The following is a 17303-nucleotide window of genomic DNA, read 5'->3' as shown; positions in this document are numbered from 1 at the left end:
CGGGGTTACGCCTGCGCGTCGGCGACGCCTGCCGGCTGCCGCACCGGCAGCACCACCCGGAACGTGGTGCCCACGCCGAGCCGGCTCGACACCTCGATCCGGCCGTGGTGCTTGGCGACGATGCTGTAGCAGATCGCCAGCCCGAGGCCGGTGCCGCGGCCGATCGGCTTGGTCGTGTAGAAGGGGTCGAAGATCTTCTGCAGCGACTCCTCTGCGATGCCGCAGCCGCTGTCGGCGATGGAGATCCAGGCCTCGTCATCCTCGCAGCCGGTCGCAAGGCTTATCGTGCCGCGCTCGGCGATCGACTGGCCGGCGTTGATCAGCAGGTTCATCAGCACCTGGTTGATCTCGGAGGCGTGGCACTCCACCAGCGGCAGTTCGCCGTAGTGCTTCTCGACCCGGACCTTGTACTTGAGATCGTTCCAGACGATGTTGAGGGTCGACTCCAGCCCGCGCTCAAGGTCCGACGGGCGCATCGCCTCGTCGCGGCCGACGCGCGAGAAGTCCTTGAGATCCTGCACGATCTTGGTGACCCGCTCGATGCCCTCGCGCGACTCCGACAGCAACTGCGGCAGGTCGCCGGAGATGAAGTCGAAGTCGAGCCTTTCGCGCATGCCGCGGATCGCATCGCGGCAGGACGCCGGGTCGTCTGCACCCAGCGCGTTGGCGTAGCCCTCGATCAGCGCCATCAGCGCGCCGGTGTACTCCTGCAGCGTGCCGAGGTTGGAGTGGACGTAGCCGATCGGGTTGTTGATCTCGTGGGCGACGCCGGCGGCGAGCTGGCCGATCGAGGCCATCTTCTCGGATTGCAGCAACTGCTCCTGTGCACCGGCCAGGCGGCGGTAGGTGCGCTGCAGTTCGTCGTGGCGCTGCTGCAGCTCGCCCTCGCGGGCCGAGCGGGCGGAGACGTCGGTGAAGGTGGCGAAGCGCCGGCCGGCGTGTTCGCCGCGACCGCAGTAGAGGCGTGCTTCGAGCACGATCGGCGGTTCGTCGACCACGAGGTCGCCGGACCAGCGTCCGTCAATGACCGCGGCGTCCCAGGCGGCGTCGGGCACGCGCGCCAACAGCTGCGCCGGGGTGGAGCCGTCGCCGAGCCGCATCGCCAGCAGGCGGGCGGCCTCGTTGGCATGGACCAGCGCACCGTCGGGGTCGACCAGCAGCACCGCGGTGTCGACCGCGGCCAGCGCCCAGAGCATGTCGTCGCTCCAGTCGCCGGGGTGCGTCGATGTGTCGGGTCGTTCGCTCATCCCACTCCGAGGCAGCGCACCTGCGGACGTGCGCCCGATTGCCCACCGGCATCGTACACGCCCGTCGATTCGACGCGGCCAAGGTGGCGGAGGGCCCAGTTCACCTCGCGGCGGCGGCGGGCGAGCAGGATGGAGTTGGCTCGGTTGAGCTCGCTCAGCGCGCTGACCCGTGCCGGGTCGTTGCCGCGCAGGGGCAGCGCCTCGACCTGCCGCAGCGCGCGCAGCTTGGCCTGGGTCGAATCGAGCAGCGCGTCGACGTCATGCGCAAGCAGCGCGCGGCGCTCGGCCTGCAGCGCCTGCTCGAGCGAGTCCAGCGCATCGGCCGCCGGCGCCGTCACCGGCTGGACGACCGCGGAGCTCACTGGCCGAGCTCGCTTTCGAGCGCCAGCATGCGGCTGGCGATCTGCTGCGGGTCGACGCGGTAGCTGCCGTCGGCCAGCGCGCTCCGGATCTCGTTGACGCGCGCCAGGTCGATGCCCGGGGCGCCGAGTTCGCGCTGCATCGCCTGCAGGCCCTCGGCCTCGCCGGTCAGGCGGACGCTGTCGGAGGCCGGCGCGGCCGCGACCGGCTGTGAACGGTCCTCGCCCGAACGCACCTGGGCGGCACCGGCCGCTGCCAGCTCGGCGGTACGGACGGCCGGCGGCGGTGCGCCGTCGATCTTGGTGGTCATGGGAATGCTCCTGGTGGCTCGGTCGAACCCGGTAACGGCGCCCGCCGGCCGAACTTTAGCGGCTTCCCTGAACCCACGTCGCGACCACGCCGGCCGGCGCGGCAAGCCCGTGCCGCCAGCCTCAACGCATGACCTCGACGATCCCGGCACCGGCCACCCGGCCGCGCACCACCCGCCGCGACTGCAGGTTCTCGACCGACACCGCCCCGCCCGGCATCGGCCGGCCGAGCACGCGGCCCGCCACCCGCACCTCGATCCCGCCGGCGCGCGAGACCAGCACCACCGGGTCGCCGCGGCGCAGCAGCGGCACGTCGGCAACGTCCACATCGGTCGGCGCGGCGCCCGGGGCCAGTCCGCGGTGGGCAGTCTGGCCGACCAGCTCGGCCGGGTTGGTGAAACCCTCGCCGGCGCCGGCCATGTCGCGCCGGCGCATCGCCAGCATGTCCGCGGTGATGGTCTGGCCGGCCTGCACCGGTTCGGTCAGCACCGCGACCTGTTCGACCCGGCGCACCTGCACCGGCACGTACAGGTGCCAGCCGGGCGCGTCGGGGCAACGCACCTGCACCACCCGGGTGCTGGTCGGCACCGCCTGCAACGGCGCGCTGCAGGCCGCCATGCGCAGGTTGGGGTCGACGGTCGCCTCGGCGCTGGACGCATCGCCACCGACCGCGGCAATCGCCGCGGCACGGATGGCCGCGGGCTCGGTGATCGCCCCGTCCGCGGCGGACGCCCGGGGAGGGACAAGGCCGACGGGCAGCGCCAGCACCAGCAGGAGGGACAACGACATCGGCCGCACGGAAGGCTCCGGGATCGGGTTCACCCCGGTGGAGGCAAGTCCCGTGCCGCGTCCGGCGGCGCGACGCCCGCAGGGATTCACGGACATCGCCCGCCCTCAAGAACCGCCCGCGGCGGCCGACAAACCCGCCATGAGCCGCGACCTGCTGGACCGCATCGATCAACGTACCCGCCTGGCGGGCCACAACCGGCTGGCCCTGCTGCTGTTCCGCCTCGGCACGCGTCAGCTTTTTGGCGTGAACGTGTTCAAGGTGCAGGAGGTGATCCCGCGGCCGCCGCTGTTCACCCTGCCGCAGTTGCCGTCGGCGTTCGCCGGCGCGGCCGACGTGCGCGGCCGCACCGTGGCGGTGCTCGACCTCGCCCGTGCGATCGGCCACGCCCACGACGGCGCCGAGCCCGGCTACCTGGTGGTGACCGAGTTCAACCGCACCGTCCAGGGCTTCCTGGTGTCGGGGGTGGAACGCATCGTCAACATCGCGGTCGAGGACATCCAGCCGCCGCCCGACCTCGGCGGCGACGCCCACTACCTGACCGGCGTGACCCGCCACCAGGGCGAACTGATCCAGCTGGTCGACGTCGAGAGCGTGCTGGCCGAGTCGGCCCCGCGCGCCAGCGACGCCGCCGGCATCACCGCCCTGCCGCAGGCGCCCGGCGTGCCACACGAGGTGCTGGTGGTGGACGACTCGCGCGTCGCCCGCAACCAGATCCGCCAGGTACTGGAGCAGCTCGGCCTGGGCGCGACCCTGCTGTCGGACGGCCGCCAGGCGCTGGAGCACCTGCAGCAGATGGCCGACGCCGGCCGCCCGCCGGCCAGCCGCTACGCGATGGTGATTTCCGACATCGAGATGCCGGCGATGGACGGCTACACGCTGACGACGGAAATCCGGCGCAGCCCGGCCCTGCGCGGGCTCTACGTGCTGCTGCACACCTCGCTGTCGGGCGTGTTCAACCACGCGATGGTGGAGCGCGTCGGCGCCGACGACTTCGTGCCCAAGTACTCCGAGCACGAGCTGGCGCAACGCATTGCGGTGCGGATGACGGCGCTGCAACGCGCCACCTGAGGCGCGCGCCGGGCCGGCCGGCCCGGCCCCGATCGACTGCGTGGCACGGCGCTTGCCTGATCCCGGGTGAACCAGACCCGGAGGGCAGCCATGCCTTCGCTCGATTCATCGTTCCTCGGTATCCACGGCACCGCGCTGGCCTTGCGCGAGCAGCGCCTGCAGCTGCTCGCCGGCAACATCGCCAATGCCGACACGCCCGGTTTCAAGGCGCAGGACCTCGACTTCCAGTCGGCCCTGAACGCCGCGCTGAGCCCGGTCGGCCCCGGTGACCGGATCGACAACGCGGTCGCCGCCGCGCAGTACGCGCCCGGCGCCATCCAGCCCAGCCTCGACGGCAACACGGTCGACGGCGAGCGGGCCAAGGCCGCGTTCGCGCAGGCCTCGCTGGAATACCGCGCGTCGCTGTCGTTCGTCGAATCCAAGGTGCGCGGCATGCTGACCGCGATCACCGGCCAGTAGGGGGCGCGACGATGAGCACGCTCCCCATCTTCGACGTCGCCGGCAGCGCGATGAACGCGCAGTCGGTGCGCCTGAGCACCGTCGCCAGCAACCTCGCCAACGCCGACACGGTGTCCGGCAACCCCGATGCGGTCTACCAGCCCAAGCATCCGGTGTTCAACGCCGCGCCGGTTGCCGGCGACCCGGCGCTGTCGGGCGTGCGCGTGGCCGAAGTGGTCGACAGCACCGCCGCCCCGCTCAAGCGCTACGAGCCCGGCCACCCGCTCGCCGACGGCGACGGCTACGTCTACGCGCCCGACATCGACCCGGTCGCGCAGATGGTCGACCTGATCTCCGCCTCGCGCAGCTACCAGGCCAACGTGGAGGTGTTCAACACCGCCAAGGAACTGGCCACCGCGACGCTGAACATGGGCAAGTGAGCCCGCTGACATGAAGGACACCACGCCATGAGCGCCATCCCCGGCACCAGCCTGGAAAACCCGTGGGGCTCGCTCGGCCTCGCCTCGCAGGCGCCCGCGCGCGACACCTCGCTCGGCCAGGCCGACTTCCTGCGGCTGATGACCGAGCAGCTCAAGAACCAGGACCCGCTCAAGCCGCTGCAGAACGCCGAATTCCTCGGCCAGCTGGCGCAGTTCTCGACCGTGCAGGGCATCGACAAGATGCAGGGCGCGCTGTCGTCGGTGGCATCGGTGATGGAGTCCGACCAGACCCTGCGCGCGGCCACCCTGGTCGGCCGCGAGGCGCTGGTGGAGGCCGACACCGTCGAGCTGGCCGCAGGCGCCGGGGTCAACGGCGAGATCGCCGCGACCCGCGCCGGCACCATCCAGGTCGAGATCGTCGACGCCTCCGGCGCCACCGTGCGCCGCACCACCGTCCAGGCCGATGCCGCCGGCGGCGTGCCGTGGCGCTGGGACGGGCTCGACGACAGCGGCAACCCGGCCGCCGCCGGCCGCTACGGCATCCGCGCCACCGCCGGCAGCGGCGAGGACAGCGAATCGCTCGCGGTCGGTGTCGCCGCCCGCATCGACAGCGTCTCGATCGAACCGCAGGGGCTGGTGCTGAACCTCGCCGGCCTCGGCAGCCACGCGCTGGGCGCGGTGCGGCGGATCGGCTGACCGGCCCCAACACCTCGGATCGCGGCTGAAGCCGCTACCACAACCACCTGCAACAACCACCGAACCCGCCCGACCGGAGCACCCGCATGAGTTTCCGCATCTCGCTCAGTGGCATGAACGCGGCTACCGCCGACCTCAACGTCACCTCCAACAACATCGCCAACGCCAACACCACCGGCTTCAAGCAGTCGCGCGCCGAGTTCGGCGACGTGTTCCCGGTGTCGGCCTACGGGCTGTCGAAGAACGCCATCGGCGCCGGCGTCCGGCTCAACCAGGTCGCCCAGCAGTTCGAGCAGGGCAACGTCGAGTTCAGCGGCAAGGCGCTGGACCTTGCAATCAGCGGCAAGGGCTTCTTCACCCTGTCCAACGGCGGCTCCACCGTGTACTCGCGCGCCGGCAACTTCGGCGCCGACCGCGACGGCTACGTGGTCAACCCGTCGGGCCACCGCCTGCAGGTCTACCTGCCCAGCGCCTCGGGTACCGGATTCGACACCGGCCGCATGAGCGACCTGCAACTGGCCACCGGCGACGCGCCACCGCGCCCGACCGGCGAGGTCTCGGTCGGCAGCAACCTGCCGGCCAACCCCCCGGTGCCGGTCACCGCCCCGTTCGACGCCAGCGACCCGACCAGCTACAACCACACCACCTCGCTGACCGTGTACGACTCTCTGGGCGCGCCGCACACGCAGCAGCTGCACTTCGTCAAGACCGCCAACGCCAACGAGTGGCAGGTCCACACCTCGATCGACGGCACCGCGGTCGGCGGCCCGGTCACGCTGCAGTACTCCGACACCGGCGCGCTGCAGGTACCGGCCACCGGCACCGTCGCACTGCCGGCGCACGACCCCGGCAACGGCGCCGCGCCGCTCACGGTCAGCCTCGACCTGGCCGACTCGACCCAGTACGGCGAATCCTTCAGCGTCTCCAACCTGGTGCAGGACGGCAACGCCACCGGCCGCCTGACCGGCATCGAGGTCTCGGCCACCGGCGTGGTGACCGCGAACTACACCAACGGCGTGTCGACCGCGCTGGGCCAGGTCGCGATGACCAACTTCAGCAACCCGCAGGGCCTGCAGCCGCTGGGCGACAACGGCTGGGCGGAGACCTTCGAGTCCGGCCAGCCGCTGCGCGGCGCCGCCGGCACCTCGGAGTTCGGCATGGTCCAGGGCGGCGCGCTGGAGGCCAGCAACGTCGACCTGACCGCGCAGCTGGTCAACATGATCACCGCGCAGCGCAACTTCCAGGCCAACGCGCAGATGATCTCCACCCAGGACCAGATCACCCAGACGGTGATCAACATCCGCTGACGGGATGACGCTGTAGGAGCGACGCAAGTCGCGACCTGTACATCGCCTCCGCCGTTCGGCGGGTCGCGACCGACGTCGCTCCTACAGCAAGCACCACCCTCAGTCCGACCGTGGAGATCCAATGATCGACAGAGCCCTCTACGTCGCGATGACCGGCGCCAGCGCCACGCTGAAGGCGCAGGCGTCGGTGTCGCACAACCTCGCCAATGCCAACACGGTCGGCTTCCAGGCCACGCTCAGCGGCACCGTCGCCGCGCCGGTGCAGGGCGAGGGCTTCGACTCGCGGGTGGCCGCCAGCCACCGCACGCTCGGCGTCAGCGCGGCGCCGGGCGCGATCAACCAGACCGGCAACGCCACCGACATCGCCCTGCACCAGGACCGCTGGCTGGCGGTGCAGGCACCCGACGGCGGCGTCGCCTACACCCGCGCCGGCAACCTGCAGCTGACCGCCAACGGCCTGCTGACCACCGCGTCCGGCCTGCCCGTGCTCGACCAGGGCGGCGCGCCGGTCGCGGTGCCGCCCAACGAGTCGATGCTGATCGGCGGCGACGGCACCATCTCGGTGGTCCCGCTCGGCCAGCCGCCGTCCACCCTCGCCGAGGCCGGCCGCCTGCAGGTGGTCGAGGCCCGCACCGACCAGCTGGTGCGTGGCGACGACGGCCTGATGCGGATGCCGCCCGGCGCCGACCCCGCCCCGCCGGCTGCCGGCAACGTCCTGACCGCCGGCGCGCTGGAGTCCAGCAACGTCGACAGCACCGCGATGCTGGTCTCGATGATCCAGCTGTCGCGCCAGTTCGAGATGCAGGTACGGGTCTTGCAGAGCGGGGACGAGAGCGCCCGTGCCAGCAATTCCCTGCTGTCCTCGCGCTGATTTCCTGACGCTTAACAGAGGTAACCCGCCATGACCCAGGCTCTGTGGATCGCCAAGACCGGCCTCGACGCGCAGCAGACGCGCATGGCGGTCATCTCCAACAACCTCGCCAACACCAACACCACCGGCTTCAAGCGCGACCGCGCCAGCTTCGAGGACCTGCTGTACCAGACCGTCCGCCAGCCCGGCGGCGCGTCCAGCGAGCAGACCCAGCTGCCGTCCGGCCTGTCGACCGGTACCGGCGTGCGCGTGGCCGCGACCGCCAAGCAGTTCACCCAGGGCAACCTGTCGCAGACAGGTAACGCGCTGGACGTGGCAATCAACGGCCGCGGCTTCTTCGAGGTGCTGATGCCCGACGGCAGCCCCGCCTACACCCGCGACGGCAGCTTCCAGATCAACGCCAACGGCGAGCTCGTCACCAACTCCGGTTATCCGGTGCAACCCGGCTTGCAGTTCCCCGAGGGCGCGCAGAGCGTGACCATCGCCGCCGACGGCACCGTCAGCGTGCAGGTGGCTGGCGAGCCCGAGGCGGTGCAGGTCGGCGCGCTGACCCTGGCCGACTTCGTCAACCCCGCCGGCCTGCAGGCCAAGGGCGGCAACCTCTTCGTCGAGACCGGCGCCAGCGGCCCGGCACAGGTCGGCGGCCCCGGCACCGGCGGCATCGGCCTGCTCGCGCAGGGCTCACTGGAGTCCTCCAACGTCAACACGGTCGAAGAACTCGTGTCGATGATCGAGACCCAGCGCGCCTACGAGACCAACGCCAAGGCGATCTCGACCGTCGACCAGATGCTCGGCTTCCTCAACCAGAACCTGTGACCATGAAGCGCCTCGTTGCCGCCACCGCCCTGCTCGCCCTCGCCGGCTGCGCCAGCTTCGTCGGCGACGTCCGGCCGTTCGAGCCGATTGCGCCTGTTGTGCCGGTCGCGGGCGTCGACCCGGCCCTCGCCGCCCAGGCCTACCCCGGCGCACAGCCGGCGCCGGCGGTCGGCGGCCATGCCGCCAGCGGTTCGATCTACGCCAGCGCCGCCAGCGGTGCGGCGTACGGCGGCAGCCGCTCGATGAGCCTGTTCGAGGACAACAAGGCGCGCCAGGTCGGCGACCTGCTGACCATCGTGCTGGTCGAGCGCACCTCCTCGACCAGCCGCGCGCAGACCGCGGTGACCAAGGACAGCGGTTTCAGCCTCGGCGCACCGGTCATCGCCGGGGTACCGGTGACCTACAAGGGCCAGTCGATCCTGCAGGCCGAGGTGGAAGCCGGGCGCGAGTTCGACGGCGCCGGCACCTCGTCGCAGAGCAACCGGCTCGACGGCGAGATCACCGTCACCGTGGTGCGCGCACTCGGCAACGGCAACCTGCTGGTCAGCGGCCAGAAGCAAATGCGCCTGAACCAGGGCGACGAGCTGGTGCAGGTTCAAGGGATCGTCCGGGTGGCCGATATCGGTCCCGACAACCGCATCACCTCCGACCGCGTTGGCAATGCCCAGATCGTCTATGGCGGTCGCGGCACGCTGGCACGTTCCAACGCGATGGGCTGGCTCGGCCGGTTCTTCAACTCCGCCGCCTTCCCCTACTGACACCGCCGAGGACGACCGCCATGCGCCTGATCACCTCCTCGCTCGCCCTGCTCGCGCTGCTGCTGGCCAGCGGCGCCGCGCAGGCCGAACGCATCAAGGACCTGGCCCAGGTGGCCGGCGTCCGCGGCAACCCGCTGGTCGGCTACGGCCTGGTCGTCGGCCTCGACGGCAGCGGCGACCGCACCAGCCAGACCCCGTTCACCGTGCAGAGCCTGAAGACGATGCTCGACCAGCTCGGCGTCAGCATCCCGCCGGGCGTGAACCCGCAGCTCAAGAACGTCGCCGCGGTCGCGATCCACGCCGAGCTGCCGCCGCACGCCAAGCCCGGCCAGACCATCGACATCACCGTGTCGTCGATCGGCAACGCCGGCTCGCTGCGTGGCGGCAGCCTGCTGATGGCGCCGCTGAAGGGCGCCGACGGCCAGGTCTACGCGATCGCCCAGGGCAGCCTGATCGTCAGCGGTTTCGGTGCATCCGGCCGCGACGGTTCGCGGATCTCGGTCAACGCGCCCAACAGCGGCAACATCCCCAACGGCGCCGTGATCGAGCGCGCGGTGCCGGGTGCGGCGCCGGGCGGCAGCATCACCCTGAACCTGCACGAGTTCGACTTCACCACCGCCGCGCGGATCGTTTCGGCGATCGACGCCGCGTTCGGTCCCGGCCGCGCGCAGGCGGTGGACGGCGTGACCATCGAGGTCGCGCCGCCGGCCGGCAACCGCATCGCCTTCCTCGCCCAGCTCGAAAGCCTGGAGGTCAGCCCCGGCACGGCGCCGTCGAAGGTGATCGTCAACGCGCGCACCGGCACCGTCGTGATGGGCGGCGAGGTCAGCGTGCTGCCGGCGGCGGTGTCGCACGGCTCGCTCACGGTGTCGGTGGTCGAAAGCGCGCAGGTCAGCCAGCCGGCGCCGTTCGGCAACGGCGCCACCGTGGTCGCGCCGCAGTCGTCGATCGAGGTGACCGAGTCGGGCAACCGCATGTTCGTGCTGGAAGGCGCGTCGCTGCAGGCGATCGTGCAGGCGGTCAACGCCGTCGGCGCGGCGCCGGGTGACATCGTCGCGATTCTCGAGGCGCTCAAGCGCGCCGGTGCCCTGCGTGCCGAGCTCGAGGTGATCTGAGCCACGGCCATGAACCTGCAATCCGCCACCGCGATGCCATTCACCCACGCAGCCGGACCCTCGCGGGACCGGCTGCGCGAGGCTGCGCGCGAGCTGGAAACGCAGTTCGCGCAGATGATGCTGAAGTCGATGCGCAGCACCGGCTTCGGCGACCCGATGCTGGGTGACAACACGATGTACCGCGAGATGTACGACCAGCAGCTCGCGAAGGAGATGGCCCGCGGCGACGGCCTCGGGCTGGCGCCGATGATCGTGCGGCAGCTCGAGCGCAGCCAGGGCGGCGGCGATGTCGAGGCGACGTTCGCCACGCCGGGCGGCCTGCCACTGACCCGCCAGTTGCCGATGGCGATGCCGTTGTCGGCGGCCTCGCCGGCGATGGCGTTGTCGACCGGGGCCGCCGGCCTCGCGCTCGCCCCAAGCGACAGCGGCGTCTCGCTCGGCACGGTCGCACCGCTGGCCGCGCCGTCGTGGCCGGAACCGGCATCGCCCGATCCCGCCATGCCGGTCGACCCCGACGCACGCATCGACGCCAGCAGCCCGGAAGCCTTCGTCCGCTCGATCTGGCCGCACGCGCAGCGCACCGCGGCCGAACTGGGCGTGCCGGCGCGCGCGCTGGTTGCGCAGGCCGCGCTGGAGACCGGCTGGGGCCGACGACTGGTCGGCGGCGACGGCTCGCACAACCTGTTCGGCATCAAGGCCACCGGCTGGAACGGCGCGAAGGTCAACTCGGCCACCCACGAGTTCGTCGGCGGCGTGCGCCACGACCAGCGCGACGACTTCCGCGCCTACGGTTCGATCAACGAGAGCTTCGCCGACTACGCCCGGCTGATGCGCAACGACCGCTATGCCGACGCGCTTGCCGCCGGCGACGACACCCGCGGCTTCGCCAACGCGCTGCAACGCGCCGGCTACGCGACCGACCCGTCGTACGCGGCCAAGATCACCGCGATTGCCAACGGCCCGACGCTGGACCGCGCGCTGGCGTCGATGCCGACGCGTGACGTGCGCAACGTCGCCGCCCTGCCCACCACTCCGCGAGGCTGACCATGAGCGGCATGCTGTCCACCGGTAGCTCGGCCCTGCTCGCCTTCCAGCGCGCGCTGGCCACCGTCGGCAACAACGTCGCCAACGCCGCCACGCCGGGCTACAGCCGGCAGCGCGTGGAACTGGAGACCCGCCCGGGCCAGACCCTCGGCGCCAGCACGGTCGGCACCGGCGTCAACGTCGCCCGGCTGCAGCGGCTGGCCGACGGGCTGGTGTTCGCACGGCAGGTCGACAGCAGCGGCGAGCTCGGCCGGCTGCAGCAGCTGTCGTCGCTGTCGGCGCGGGTCGACAGCCTGATGTCGGACTCGGCGACCGGGCTCGGCGCGCCGTGGTCGGCGTTCTTCGCCGCGGCCGAGGGCGTGGTGGCCGAACCGACCTCGACCTCCGCGCGCAGCCAGCTGCTGGCATCGGGCGAACAGCTCGCCGCGCGCTGGCGTTCGATGGACGCGCAGATGGCGACCATGGAGGACGAGGTCGACGTGCGTATCGAGGCGCAGGTCGCGGCCGCCAACAAGATGGCCAGCGAGATCGCCTCGCTCAACAAGCAGATCGTCGCTGCCGGCGGCAACGCCACACCGGAGCTGCTCGACCAGCGCGCGCTGCGGATCGAGAAGCTCGCCGCGCTGGTCGGCGCGGAAACGGTCGAGCAGGACAACGGCGCGGTCAACGTGTTCACGCCCGGCGGCCAGGCGCTGGTGCTGGGCAACAAGTCGATGGCGCTGTCGACCGCCAGCGACCCGTACCGCCCCGACCGCGTGCAGATCGCGCTGGAAAGCCCGGGCGGATCGATCCGGCTGCCGTCGTCGTCGGTCAGCGGCGAGGTCGGCGGATTGGTCGAGTTCCGTGAGCGCGTGCTCGACCCGATGCGCGCCGAGCTCGGCCGCCTCGCGGTCGCGTTCGCCCACGGCTTCAACGAAACCCAGCGCGCCGGCGTCGACTACAACGGTGCGCCGGGCAGCGACATGTTCTCGCTGCCGTCGCCGCGCGTGGACCGCCACGCCGGCAACACCGGCAGCGCGACGCTGACCGCCGGCATCGGCGACGTCGGCGCGCTCAAGGGCCACGACCTGGTGCTGCGCTTCGACGCCGGCAGCTGGAGCGCCACCCGCGCCGGCAGCGGCGAGGCGGTCCCGCTCACCGGCAGCGGCACCGCGGCCGACCCGCTGGTGGTCGACGGCGTGGAACTGGTGGTCGGTGGTACCCCGGCCAACGGCGACCGGTTCTCGCTACGTCCCACCTCCGGCGCGGCCAGCGGACTGCAGGTGGTGCTCGACGACCCGCTCGGCATCGCCGCCGCCAGCCCGCTGCAGGCCAGCGCCGACCCGGCCAACCTCGGCGGTGCCAGCGCCGGTGCGTCGCGCATCACCGACTCCGCCGCGTTCGCCGGCTTCACCGGCGCGACGGTCGAGTTCATCGACGCCACCCAGTACACGGTCGACGGCAACGGGCCGTTCGCGTGGACGCCGGGCACGCCGGTCAGCGGCGACGGCTGGTCGCTCGAACTCGACGGCGCCCCCGCCGCCGGCGACCGCTTCAGCCTCACCGCCACCCCGCCGCGCTCGTCCGACAACGCCAACGCGCGCGCGCTCGCCGCGGTCGACACCGACGGCATCCTCGACGGCGGCAGTGTCGGCCTGACCGCCGGCCTGGCGCAGCTGACCGGCCGCGCCGGCAGCGAGGCGCGCCACGCCGGCCTCAGCCTCGAAGCGCAGGACGCGATCCACGCCCAGGTGATGGCCGAGCGCGAGTCGGTGTCGGGCGTCAACCTCGACGAGGAGGCCGCCGACCTGCTGCGCTACCAGCAGGCCTACCAGGCCGCGGCGCAGATCATCAAGACCGCCGACGACATGTTCCAGACCCTGCTCGGCGCGGTGCGCTGAGGCCCACGTGAGGACCGCCGCATGAGACTGTCGACCGCGCAGATCCACAACCAGGGCCTGCAGGGCATGCTTCAGCGCCAGCAGGCCATCGCGAAGACGCAGCAGCAGATGACCACCGGCAGCAAGCTGGTCACCGCCGCCGACGACCCGGCCGCGTTCTCCAACGCGCAGCGGCTCGACCACGCGGTGTCGTCGCTGGAGCAGTTCGGCCGGAACAGCGGCCACCTCGAGCGCCGCCTCGGCCTGCAGGAGAACGCGCTGGCCGACGCCGGCGACCACCTGATCCGCGCCCGCGAACTGGTGATCCGCGCCAACACGCCGACGCTGTCGAACGACGACCGCAAGGTCATCGCGGTGGAGATGCGCCAGCTGCGCGCCGAGCTGATCTCGATCGGCAACCGCGGCGACGGCGCCGGCCGCGCGCTGTTCGCCGGCACCCGCGACGGGGTGGTGCCGTTCGCCGACAACGGCGGCAGCATCACCTACGCCGGCGACGCCGGCCGCAACGATGTCGACGTCGCCCCCGACCTGGCCGTGGCCGACACCGACCCCGGCAGCGCGCTGTTCCTGCGCGTGGCGACCGGCGACGGCATCGTCCGCGGCAGCGCCGGTGCCGGCAACAGCGGCAGCGGCGTGCTGGCCTCGGCCAGCGTGACCGACCACGGCAGCTGGAACGGCGCCGGCGTCACCGTCGAATTCCTCGACGGCGCCAACTACCGCGTGCTCGACGCCGGCGGCACCGAAATCGGCACCGGCACCTGGCAGGACGGACAGACCATCAGCGCCGGCGGCGTGCAGATGCAGCTCAACGGCGCGCCCGCCGCCGGCGATCGTTTCGGCGTCGAACGTGCCGGCGAGCGCGACATCTTCGCCACCCTCGATGCACTGGCCGACGCGATGGAAGCACCGGACGACAGCCCCGCCGACAGCGCCCGCCGCACCAACGTGCTGACAGCCGGCCTGGGCGACCTGGCAACCGCGCAGGAACACCTGCTGGCCGCGCGCGCCAGCACCGGCGCACGCCTGTCCACGCTCGACCATGCCGCCGAAAGCCGCAGTGCCACCTCGCTGGCGCTGGAAGGCACGCTGTCTGACCTGCGCGACACCGACTATGCCGAGGCCGCCAGTCGCTTCGCGATGCAGATGACCGCGCTGCAGGCCGCGCAGCAGGTGACCGTGCGCATCCAGGGCCTGTCGCTGTTCAACCTGCTGTAAGCGCATGGGCGGCGACGCCCTGCACGAAAAACACCGGAAATGCAAAAAATTTCCTAAAGGCCGGCAACCCCCAGCCGTTATCCATACCAGCAGCGGACAGGACCGGATCACGGCAAGCCCCTGCGACGCCAACCGGCGCGAAACGCCGGACTTCCGAATCCAGGAGACCTTCAAATGTCTGTCATCAACACCAACGTGATGTCGCTCAACGCGCAGCGCAACCTGACCGCCAACAGCGCGGACCTCGGCACCACCATCCAGCGCCTGTCCTCGGGCCTGCGCATCAACAGCGCCAAGGACGACGCCGCCGGCCTCGCCATCTCCGAGCGCTTCACCACCCAGATCCGCGGCATGGACCAGGCCGCCCGCAACGCCAACGACGGCATCTCGCTGGCGCAGACCGCCGAAGGCGCGCTGGGCGAGATCGGCAACAACCTGCAGCGCATCCGCGAGCTGGCCGTGCAGTCGCGCAACGCCACCAACTCGGCCGATGACCGCGCCGCGCTGCAGAAGGAAGTCGACCAGCTGAAGGCCGAGATCGACCGCGTTGCCGACACCACCAACTTCAACGGCACCAAGCTGCTCGACGGCAGCTTCACCGCGCAGTCGTTCCAGGTCGGCGCCAACCAGGGCGAGACCATCGACATCGCCGCGATCGCCGATGCCAACATCGAGTCGCTGGGTACCTACCAGTCGGTCGAGGTGGTGGGCGCTGCGCCGACCGACTTCGTCGCCGGCACCAACGACATCGCGGCGGGTGACCTGACGATCAACGGCGTGGACGTCGGCGCGATCACCGCCGCGGGCAGCGCAACCGCGCAGGGCTCGGCCGTGGCGGCCGCCATCAACGCCGTGACCGCCGAGACCGGCGTGACGGCCACCGCCGACTCGACCACCGGCGCGGTCACCCTGAGCAACATCGATGGCTCGGACATCACCGTAGCCCTGGGCACCTCCGCCACCACCGGCAACACCGGCCTGACCGCCGACACTTTCACCAAGGACACCAACGGCGTCGACAACACCGGTTTTGCCAATCTGGACATCTCCACCGCCGCGGGCGCCGACAAGGCCATGCTCGCCATGGACGCCGCGCTGAAGTCCGTCAACGACGCCCGCGCCGACCTCGGTGCGGTGCAGAACCGCTTCTCCTCGGTCGTGACCAACCTGCAGACCGGCTCGGAGAACCTGTCGGCCGCGCGCAGTCGGATCATGGACGCCGACTACGCCAAGGAGACCGCCAACCTGTCGCGCACGCAGATCCTGCAGCAGGCCGGTACCGCCATGCTGGCGCAGGCCAACCAGTCGTCGCAGAGCGTGCTCAGCCTGCTGCGCTGATCACCGCGCAAACGGAGACTCCTCGTCTCTCCGGACCGGCCAGTGGCTTCGCCCTGGCCGGTTTTTTTGTGCCCGGGCGCGGGCGGTGAGGACGCGCCGACGCTAAAGCCGCGGCGCCCGCGGCCGTTACCGGAAGCAAGGCAGGCAGCGGCCGTGCACCGCGTCAAAGCCCCGGCGGAACGGTTCTTGCCCCGGCGGTTCGAAGCATCACCGTCCGAAGCACCCGCCCCAACCCGTCCACCCGTCCCAGGAGACAGCAGTGGCCTCCCTTTCCAGCCCCGGTGTCGGTTCCGGCCTCGACGTGAACACGATGGTGACCCAGCTGGTCGCCGCCGAGCGCGCGCCGACCGAGAACCGCATCAGTCGACTCGAAAGCACCACCCAGTCGCAGATCTCCGCGTTCGGCAAGATCAGCAGCGCGCTGTCGGGCCTGCAGGACGCGCTGGCCAAGTTCGAAGGAAACGGCGCCCTGCCCGGCCGCAAGGTCCACGTGCCCGAGGACGCCGGCTTCACCGCGACCGCCGGCGCTACCGCCGCGCTCGGCCGCTACGGCATCACCGTCGAAAGCCTGGCCAGCACCCACAAGCTGCAGTCCGCCGCGCTCGCCTCCGATGCGCAGCTCGGCCACGGCAGCCTCACCATCACCGTCGGCGCGGGTGATCCGGTCACGGTCGACATCGCCGAGGGCGAAGGCTCGCTCGCCGACATCCGCGACGCGATCAACAAGCAGGCCGGCGCGCACGGCGTCAGCGCCACCCTCGTTCGCGGCGACGCCGGCGACGTGCTGGTGCTGGCCTCCACCACCACCGGCAGCGAAGGCCGGCTGACGGTCGCCGCCAGCGGCGGCGACGGCGGCCTGTCGGCACTGGCCACCAGCGGTGGCACGATGACCGTCGCCGACCCCGGCAACGACGCGGTGGTGGTGGTCGACGGCATCACCCGCACCAGCAGCAGCAACCGCATCGACGACCTGATCGACGGCGTCACCCTGGACCTGACCAAGGCCACTCCGGGCGAGTCGTTCGACCTCGAACTCAAGTCCGACCCGAGCACGCTCAAGGCCGGCCTGCTGGGCCTCATCAGCGCCTACAACACCGCGCTGTCGCAGTTGCGCACGCAGAGCGCGGCCGGCAGCGAGGGCACGCCCGGCGCGGCGCTGAGCGGCGACGCCGCCCCGCGCGGGATCACCCAGTCACTGCGCGGCTTCGTCAGCCAGAACTACGCCGAACTGTCCGCGCTCGGCTTCGAGACCGAGGTCGACGGCTCCCTGAGCCTCGACGGCGCCACCTTCGACAAGGCGGTGGCCGAGGACCCGCAGGCGGTACAGCGCCTGCTCGGCGACGAAGGTTCGCTGCGCGCGCCGCTGGCCGGCGCGCTCAAGTCCTGGCTGGGCGACGACGGCATGATCAGCGACCGCACCGAAGCGCTGGAATCGCGCATGGACCGCCTCGAAAACGACCGCCTCGCGCTCGACCGCCGGATGGACAAGGTCGAGGCCAACTACCTGCGCCAGTTCACCGCCCTCGACGCGATGGTCGCGCAGATGAGCTCGGTCAGTTCCTTCCTCTCCCAGCAGCTGGCCCGGCTGCCGAACTACTCGCAGAGTCCGTGA

Annotated in this window: 18 protein-coding genes; 14 read left to right on the top strand and 4 right to left on the bottom strand. The window is 71.5% G+C overall.

The annotated features are described in order from the left end of the window. Window positions 1-5: 5 nt before the first annotated feature. The 4 genes from N799_RS02740 to flgA form a co-directional block, all read right to left on the bottom strand. Window positions 6-1247: an ATP-binding protein gene (locus N799_RS02740; protein WP_238978700.1), complete on the bottom strand. Its 1242-nt coding sequence runs from the start codon at window positions 1245-1247 to the stop codon at window positions 6-8. After that, complete coding sequence (locus N799_RS02735) at window positions 1244-1585, bottom strand: flagellar protein FlgN (protein WP_052101153.1); 342 nt, start codon at window positions 1583-1585, stop codon at window positions 1244-1246. The genes N799_RS02740 and N799_RS02735 overlap by 4 nt, the downstream gene beginning before the upstream one ends. Before the next feature lie 20 nt (window positions 1586-1605). Further along, on the bottom strand, window positions 1606-1917 hold the full coding sequence (gene flgM / locus N799_RS02730; RefSeq protein ID WP_036207499.1) for a flagellar biosynthesis anti-sigma factor FlgM: 312 nt from the start codon (window positions 1915-1917) through the stop codon (window positions 1606-1608). A gap of 121 nt (window positions 1918-2038) precedes the next feature. Continuing rightward, window positions 2039-2704, bottom strand: coding sequence for a flagellar basal body P-ring formation chaperone FlgA (gene flgA, locus N799_RS02725; RefSeq protein WP_036207495.1), 666 nt, complete (start codon window positions 2702-2704; stop codon window positions 2039-2041). A 139-nt stretch (window positions 2705-2843) separates the two neighbouring features. Between flgA and N799_RS02720 the strand changes: the two genes are divergently transcribed. From N799_RS02720 to fliD, 14 genes are all read left to right on the top strand, one after another. Next, window positions 2844-3773 (top strand): chemotaxis protein, encoded by a 930-nt coding sequence (locus tag N799_RS02720; protein ID WP_036207492.1) that lies wholly within the window; start codon window positions 2844-2846, stop codon window positions 3771-3773. 90 nt (window positions 3774-3863) lie between these two features. Continuing rightward, the gene (locus tag N799_RS02715) at window positions 3864-4232 is read left to right on the top strand and encodes a flagellar basal body protein (protein WP_036207489.1); all 369 of its coding nucleotides are present in this window, start codon (window positions 3864-3866) and stop codon (window positions 4230-4232) included. An 11-nt stretch (window positions 4233-4243) separates the two neighbouring features. Continuing rightward, window positions 4244-4651 carry a flagellar basal body rod protein FlgC gene (gene flgC, locus N799_RS02710; RefSeq protein ID WP_036207486.1) on the top strand — a complete coding sequence of 136 codons (408 nt, stop codon included), beginning with the start codon at window positions 4244-4246 and terminating at the stop codon, window positions 4649-4651. A gap of 27 nt (window positions 4652-4678) precedes the next feature. Beyond that, complete coding sequence (locus N799_RS02705) at window positions 4679-5347, top strand: flagellar hook assembly protein FlgD (protein ID WP_036207483.1); 669 nt, start codon at window positions 4679-4681, stop codon at window positions 5345-5347. Window positions 5348-5433: 86 nt separating this feature from the next. Next, the gene (gene flgE / locus N799_RS02700; protein ID WP_036207480.1) at window positions 5434-6654 is read left to right on the top strand and encodes a flagellar hook protein FlgE; all 1221 of its coding nucleotides are present in this window, start codon (window positions 5434-5436) and stop codon (window positions 6652-6654) included. A 124-nt stretch (window positions 6655-6778) separates the two neighbouring features. Beyond that, window positions 6779-7525: a flagellar basal body rod protein FlgF gene (locus N799_RS02695; RefSeq protein ID WP_036207763.1), complete on the top strand. Its 747-nt coding sequence runs from the start codon at window positions 6779-6781 to the stop codon at window positions 7523-7525. A 30-nt stretch (window positions 7526-7555) separates the two neighbouring features. Continuing rightward, window positions 7556-8341: a flagellar basal-body rod protein FlgG gene (flgG, locus tag N799_RS02690; protein ID WP_036207477.1), complete on the top strand. Its 786-nt coding sequence runs from the start codon at window positions 7556-7558 to the stop codon at window positions 8339-8341. A 2-nt stretch (window positions 8342-8343) separates the two neighbouring features. Continuing rightward, complete coding sequence (locus N799_RS02685) at window positions 8344-9099, top strand: flagellar basal body L-ring protein FlgH (protein WP_036207474.1); 756 nt, start codon at window positions 8344-8346, stop codon at window positions 9097-9099. Between the two features lie 20 nt (window positions 9100-9119). Then, on the top strand, window positions 9120-10214 hold the full coding sequence (locus N799_RS02680) for a flagellar basal body P-ring protein FlgI (protein WP_052101101.1): 1095 nt from the start codon (window positions 9120-9122) through the stop codon (window positions 10212-10214). 9 nt (window positions 10215-10223) lie between these two features. Then, on the top strand, window positions 10224-11258 hold the full coding sequence (gene flgJ / locus N799_RS02675) for a flagellar assembly peptidoglycan hydrolase FlgJ (protein ID WP_052101099.1): 1035 nt from the start codon (window positions 10224-10226) through the stop codon (window positions 11256-11258). Between the two features lie 11 nt (window positions 11259-11269). Beyond that, entirely contained in the window at window positions 11270-13138 is a 1869-nt protein-coding gene (gene flgK / locus N799_RS02670) for a flagellar hook-associated protein FlgK (RefSeq protein ID WP_152597791.1), read from the top strand. Window positions 13139-13159: 21 nt separating this feature from the next. Continuing rightward, a complete protein-coding gene (gene flgL, locus N799_RS02665; RefSeq protein WP_036207467.1) occupies window positions 13160-14353 on the top strand; it encodes a flagellar hook-associated protein FlgL in 1194 nt (397 codons plus the stop codon). A 174-nt stretch (window positions 14354-14527) separates the two neighbouring features. Next, window positions 14528-15691, top strand: a complete 1164-nt coding sequence (locus N799_RS02660) for a flagellin (RefSeq protein ID WP_036207465.1) — start codon at window positions 14528-14530, stop codon at window positions 15689-15691. Between the two features lie 259 nt (window positions 15692-15950). Beyond that, the gene (gene fliD / locus N799_RS02655; protein WP_036207463.1) at window positions 15951-17303 is read left to right on the top strand and encodes a flagellar filament capping protein FliD; all 1353 of its coding nucleotides are present in this window, start codon (window positions 15951-15953) and stop codon (window positions 17301-17303) included.

Source organism: Lysobacter arseniciresistens ZS79, assembly GCF_000768335.1.
In the GTDB taxonomy this organism is placed as follows: domain Bacteria; phylum Pseudomonadota; class Gammaproteobacteria; order Xanthomonadales; family Xanthomonadaceae; genus Novilysobacter; species Novilysobacter arseniciresistens.
The sequence above is the reverse complement of the archived record's forward strand: the minus strand, read 5'-3'. Positions and strand labels throughout refer to the sequence as shown.

Excerpts from the sequence above, each read along its gene's own strand:
- N799_RS02660 (WP_036207465.1), top strand. The coding sequence starts at position 14,528 with ATGTCTGTCATCAACACCAACGTGATGTCGCTCAACGCGCAGCGCAAC.
- flgL (WP_036207467.1), top strand. The coding sequence starts at position 13,160 with ATGAGACTGTCGACCGCGCAGATCCACAACCAGGGCCTGCAGGGCATG.
- flgE (WP_036207480.1), top strand. The coding sequence starts at position 5,434 with ATGAGTTTCCGCATCTCGCTCAGTGGCATGAACGCGGCTACCGCCGAC.
- flgM (WP_036207499.1), bottom strand. The coding sequence starts at position 1,917 with ATGACCACCAAGATCGACGGCGCACCGCCGCCGGCCGTCCGTACCGCC.
- N799_RS02740 (WP_238978700.1), bottom strand. The coding sequence starts at position 1,247 with ATGAGCGAACGACCCGACACATCGACGCACCCCGGCGACTGGAGCGAC.
- flgA (WP_036207495.1), bottom strand. The coding sequence starts at position 2,704 with ATGTCGTTGTCCCTCCTGCTGGTGCTGGCGCTGCCCGTCGGCCTTGTC.
- N799_RS02685 (WP_036207474.1), top strand. The coding sequence starts at position 8,344 with ATGAAGCGCCTCGTTGCCGCCACCGCCCTGCTCGCCCTCGCCGGCTGC.
- flgK (WP_152597791.1), top strand. The coding sequence starts at position 11,270 with ATGCTGTCCACCGGTAGCTCGGCCCTGCTCGCCTTCCAGCGCGCGCTG.
- flgJ (WP_052101099.1), top strand. The coding sequence starts at position 10,224 with ATGAACCTGCAATCCGCCACCGCGATGCCATTCACCCACGCAGCCGGA.
- N799_RS02715 (WP_036207489.1), top strand. The coding sequence starts at position 3,864 with ATGCCTTCGCTCGATTCATCGTTCCTCGGTATCCACGGCACCGCGCTG.
- N799_RS02680 (WP_052101101.1), top strand. The coding sequence starts at position 9,120 with ATGCGCCTGATCACCTCCTCGCTCGCCCTGCTCGCGCTGCTGCTGGCC.
- flgC (WP_036207486.1), top strand. The coding sequence starts at position 4,244 with ATGAGCACGCTCCCCATCTTCGACGTCGCCGGCAGCGCGATGAACGCG.
- flgG (WP_036207477.1), top strand. The coding sequence starts at position 7,556 with ATGACCCAGGCTCTGTGGATCGCCAAGACCGGCCTCGACGCGCAGCAG.
- N799_RS02720 (WP_036207492.1), top strand. The coding sequence starts at position 2,844 with ATGAGCCGCGACCTGCTGGACCGCATCGATCAACGTACCCGCCTGGCG.
- N799_RS02705 (WP_036207483.1), top strand. The coding sequence starts at position 4,679 with ATGAGCGCCATCCCCGGCACCAGCCTGGAAAACCCGTGGGGCTCGCTC.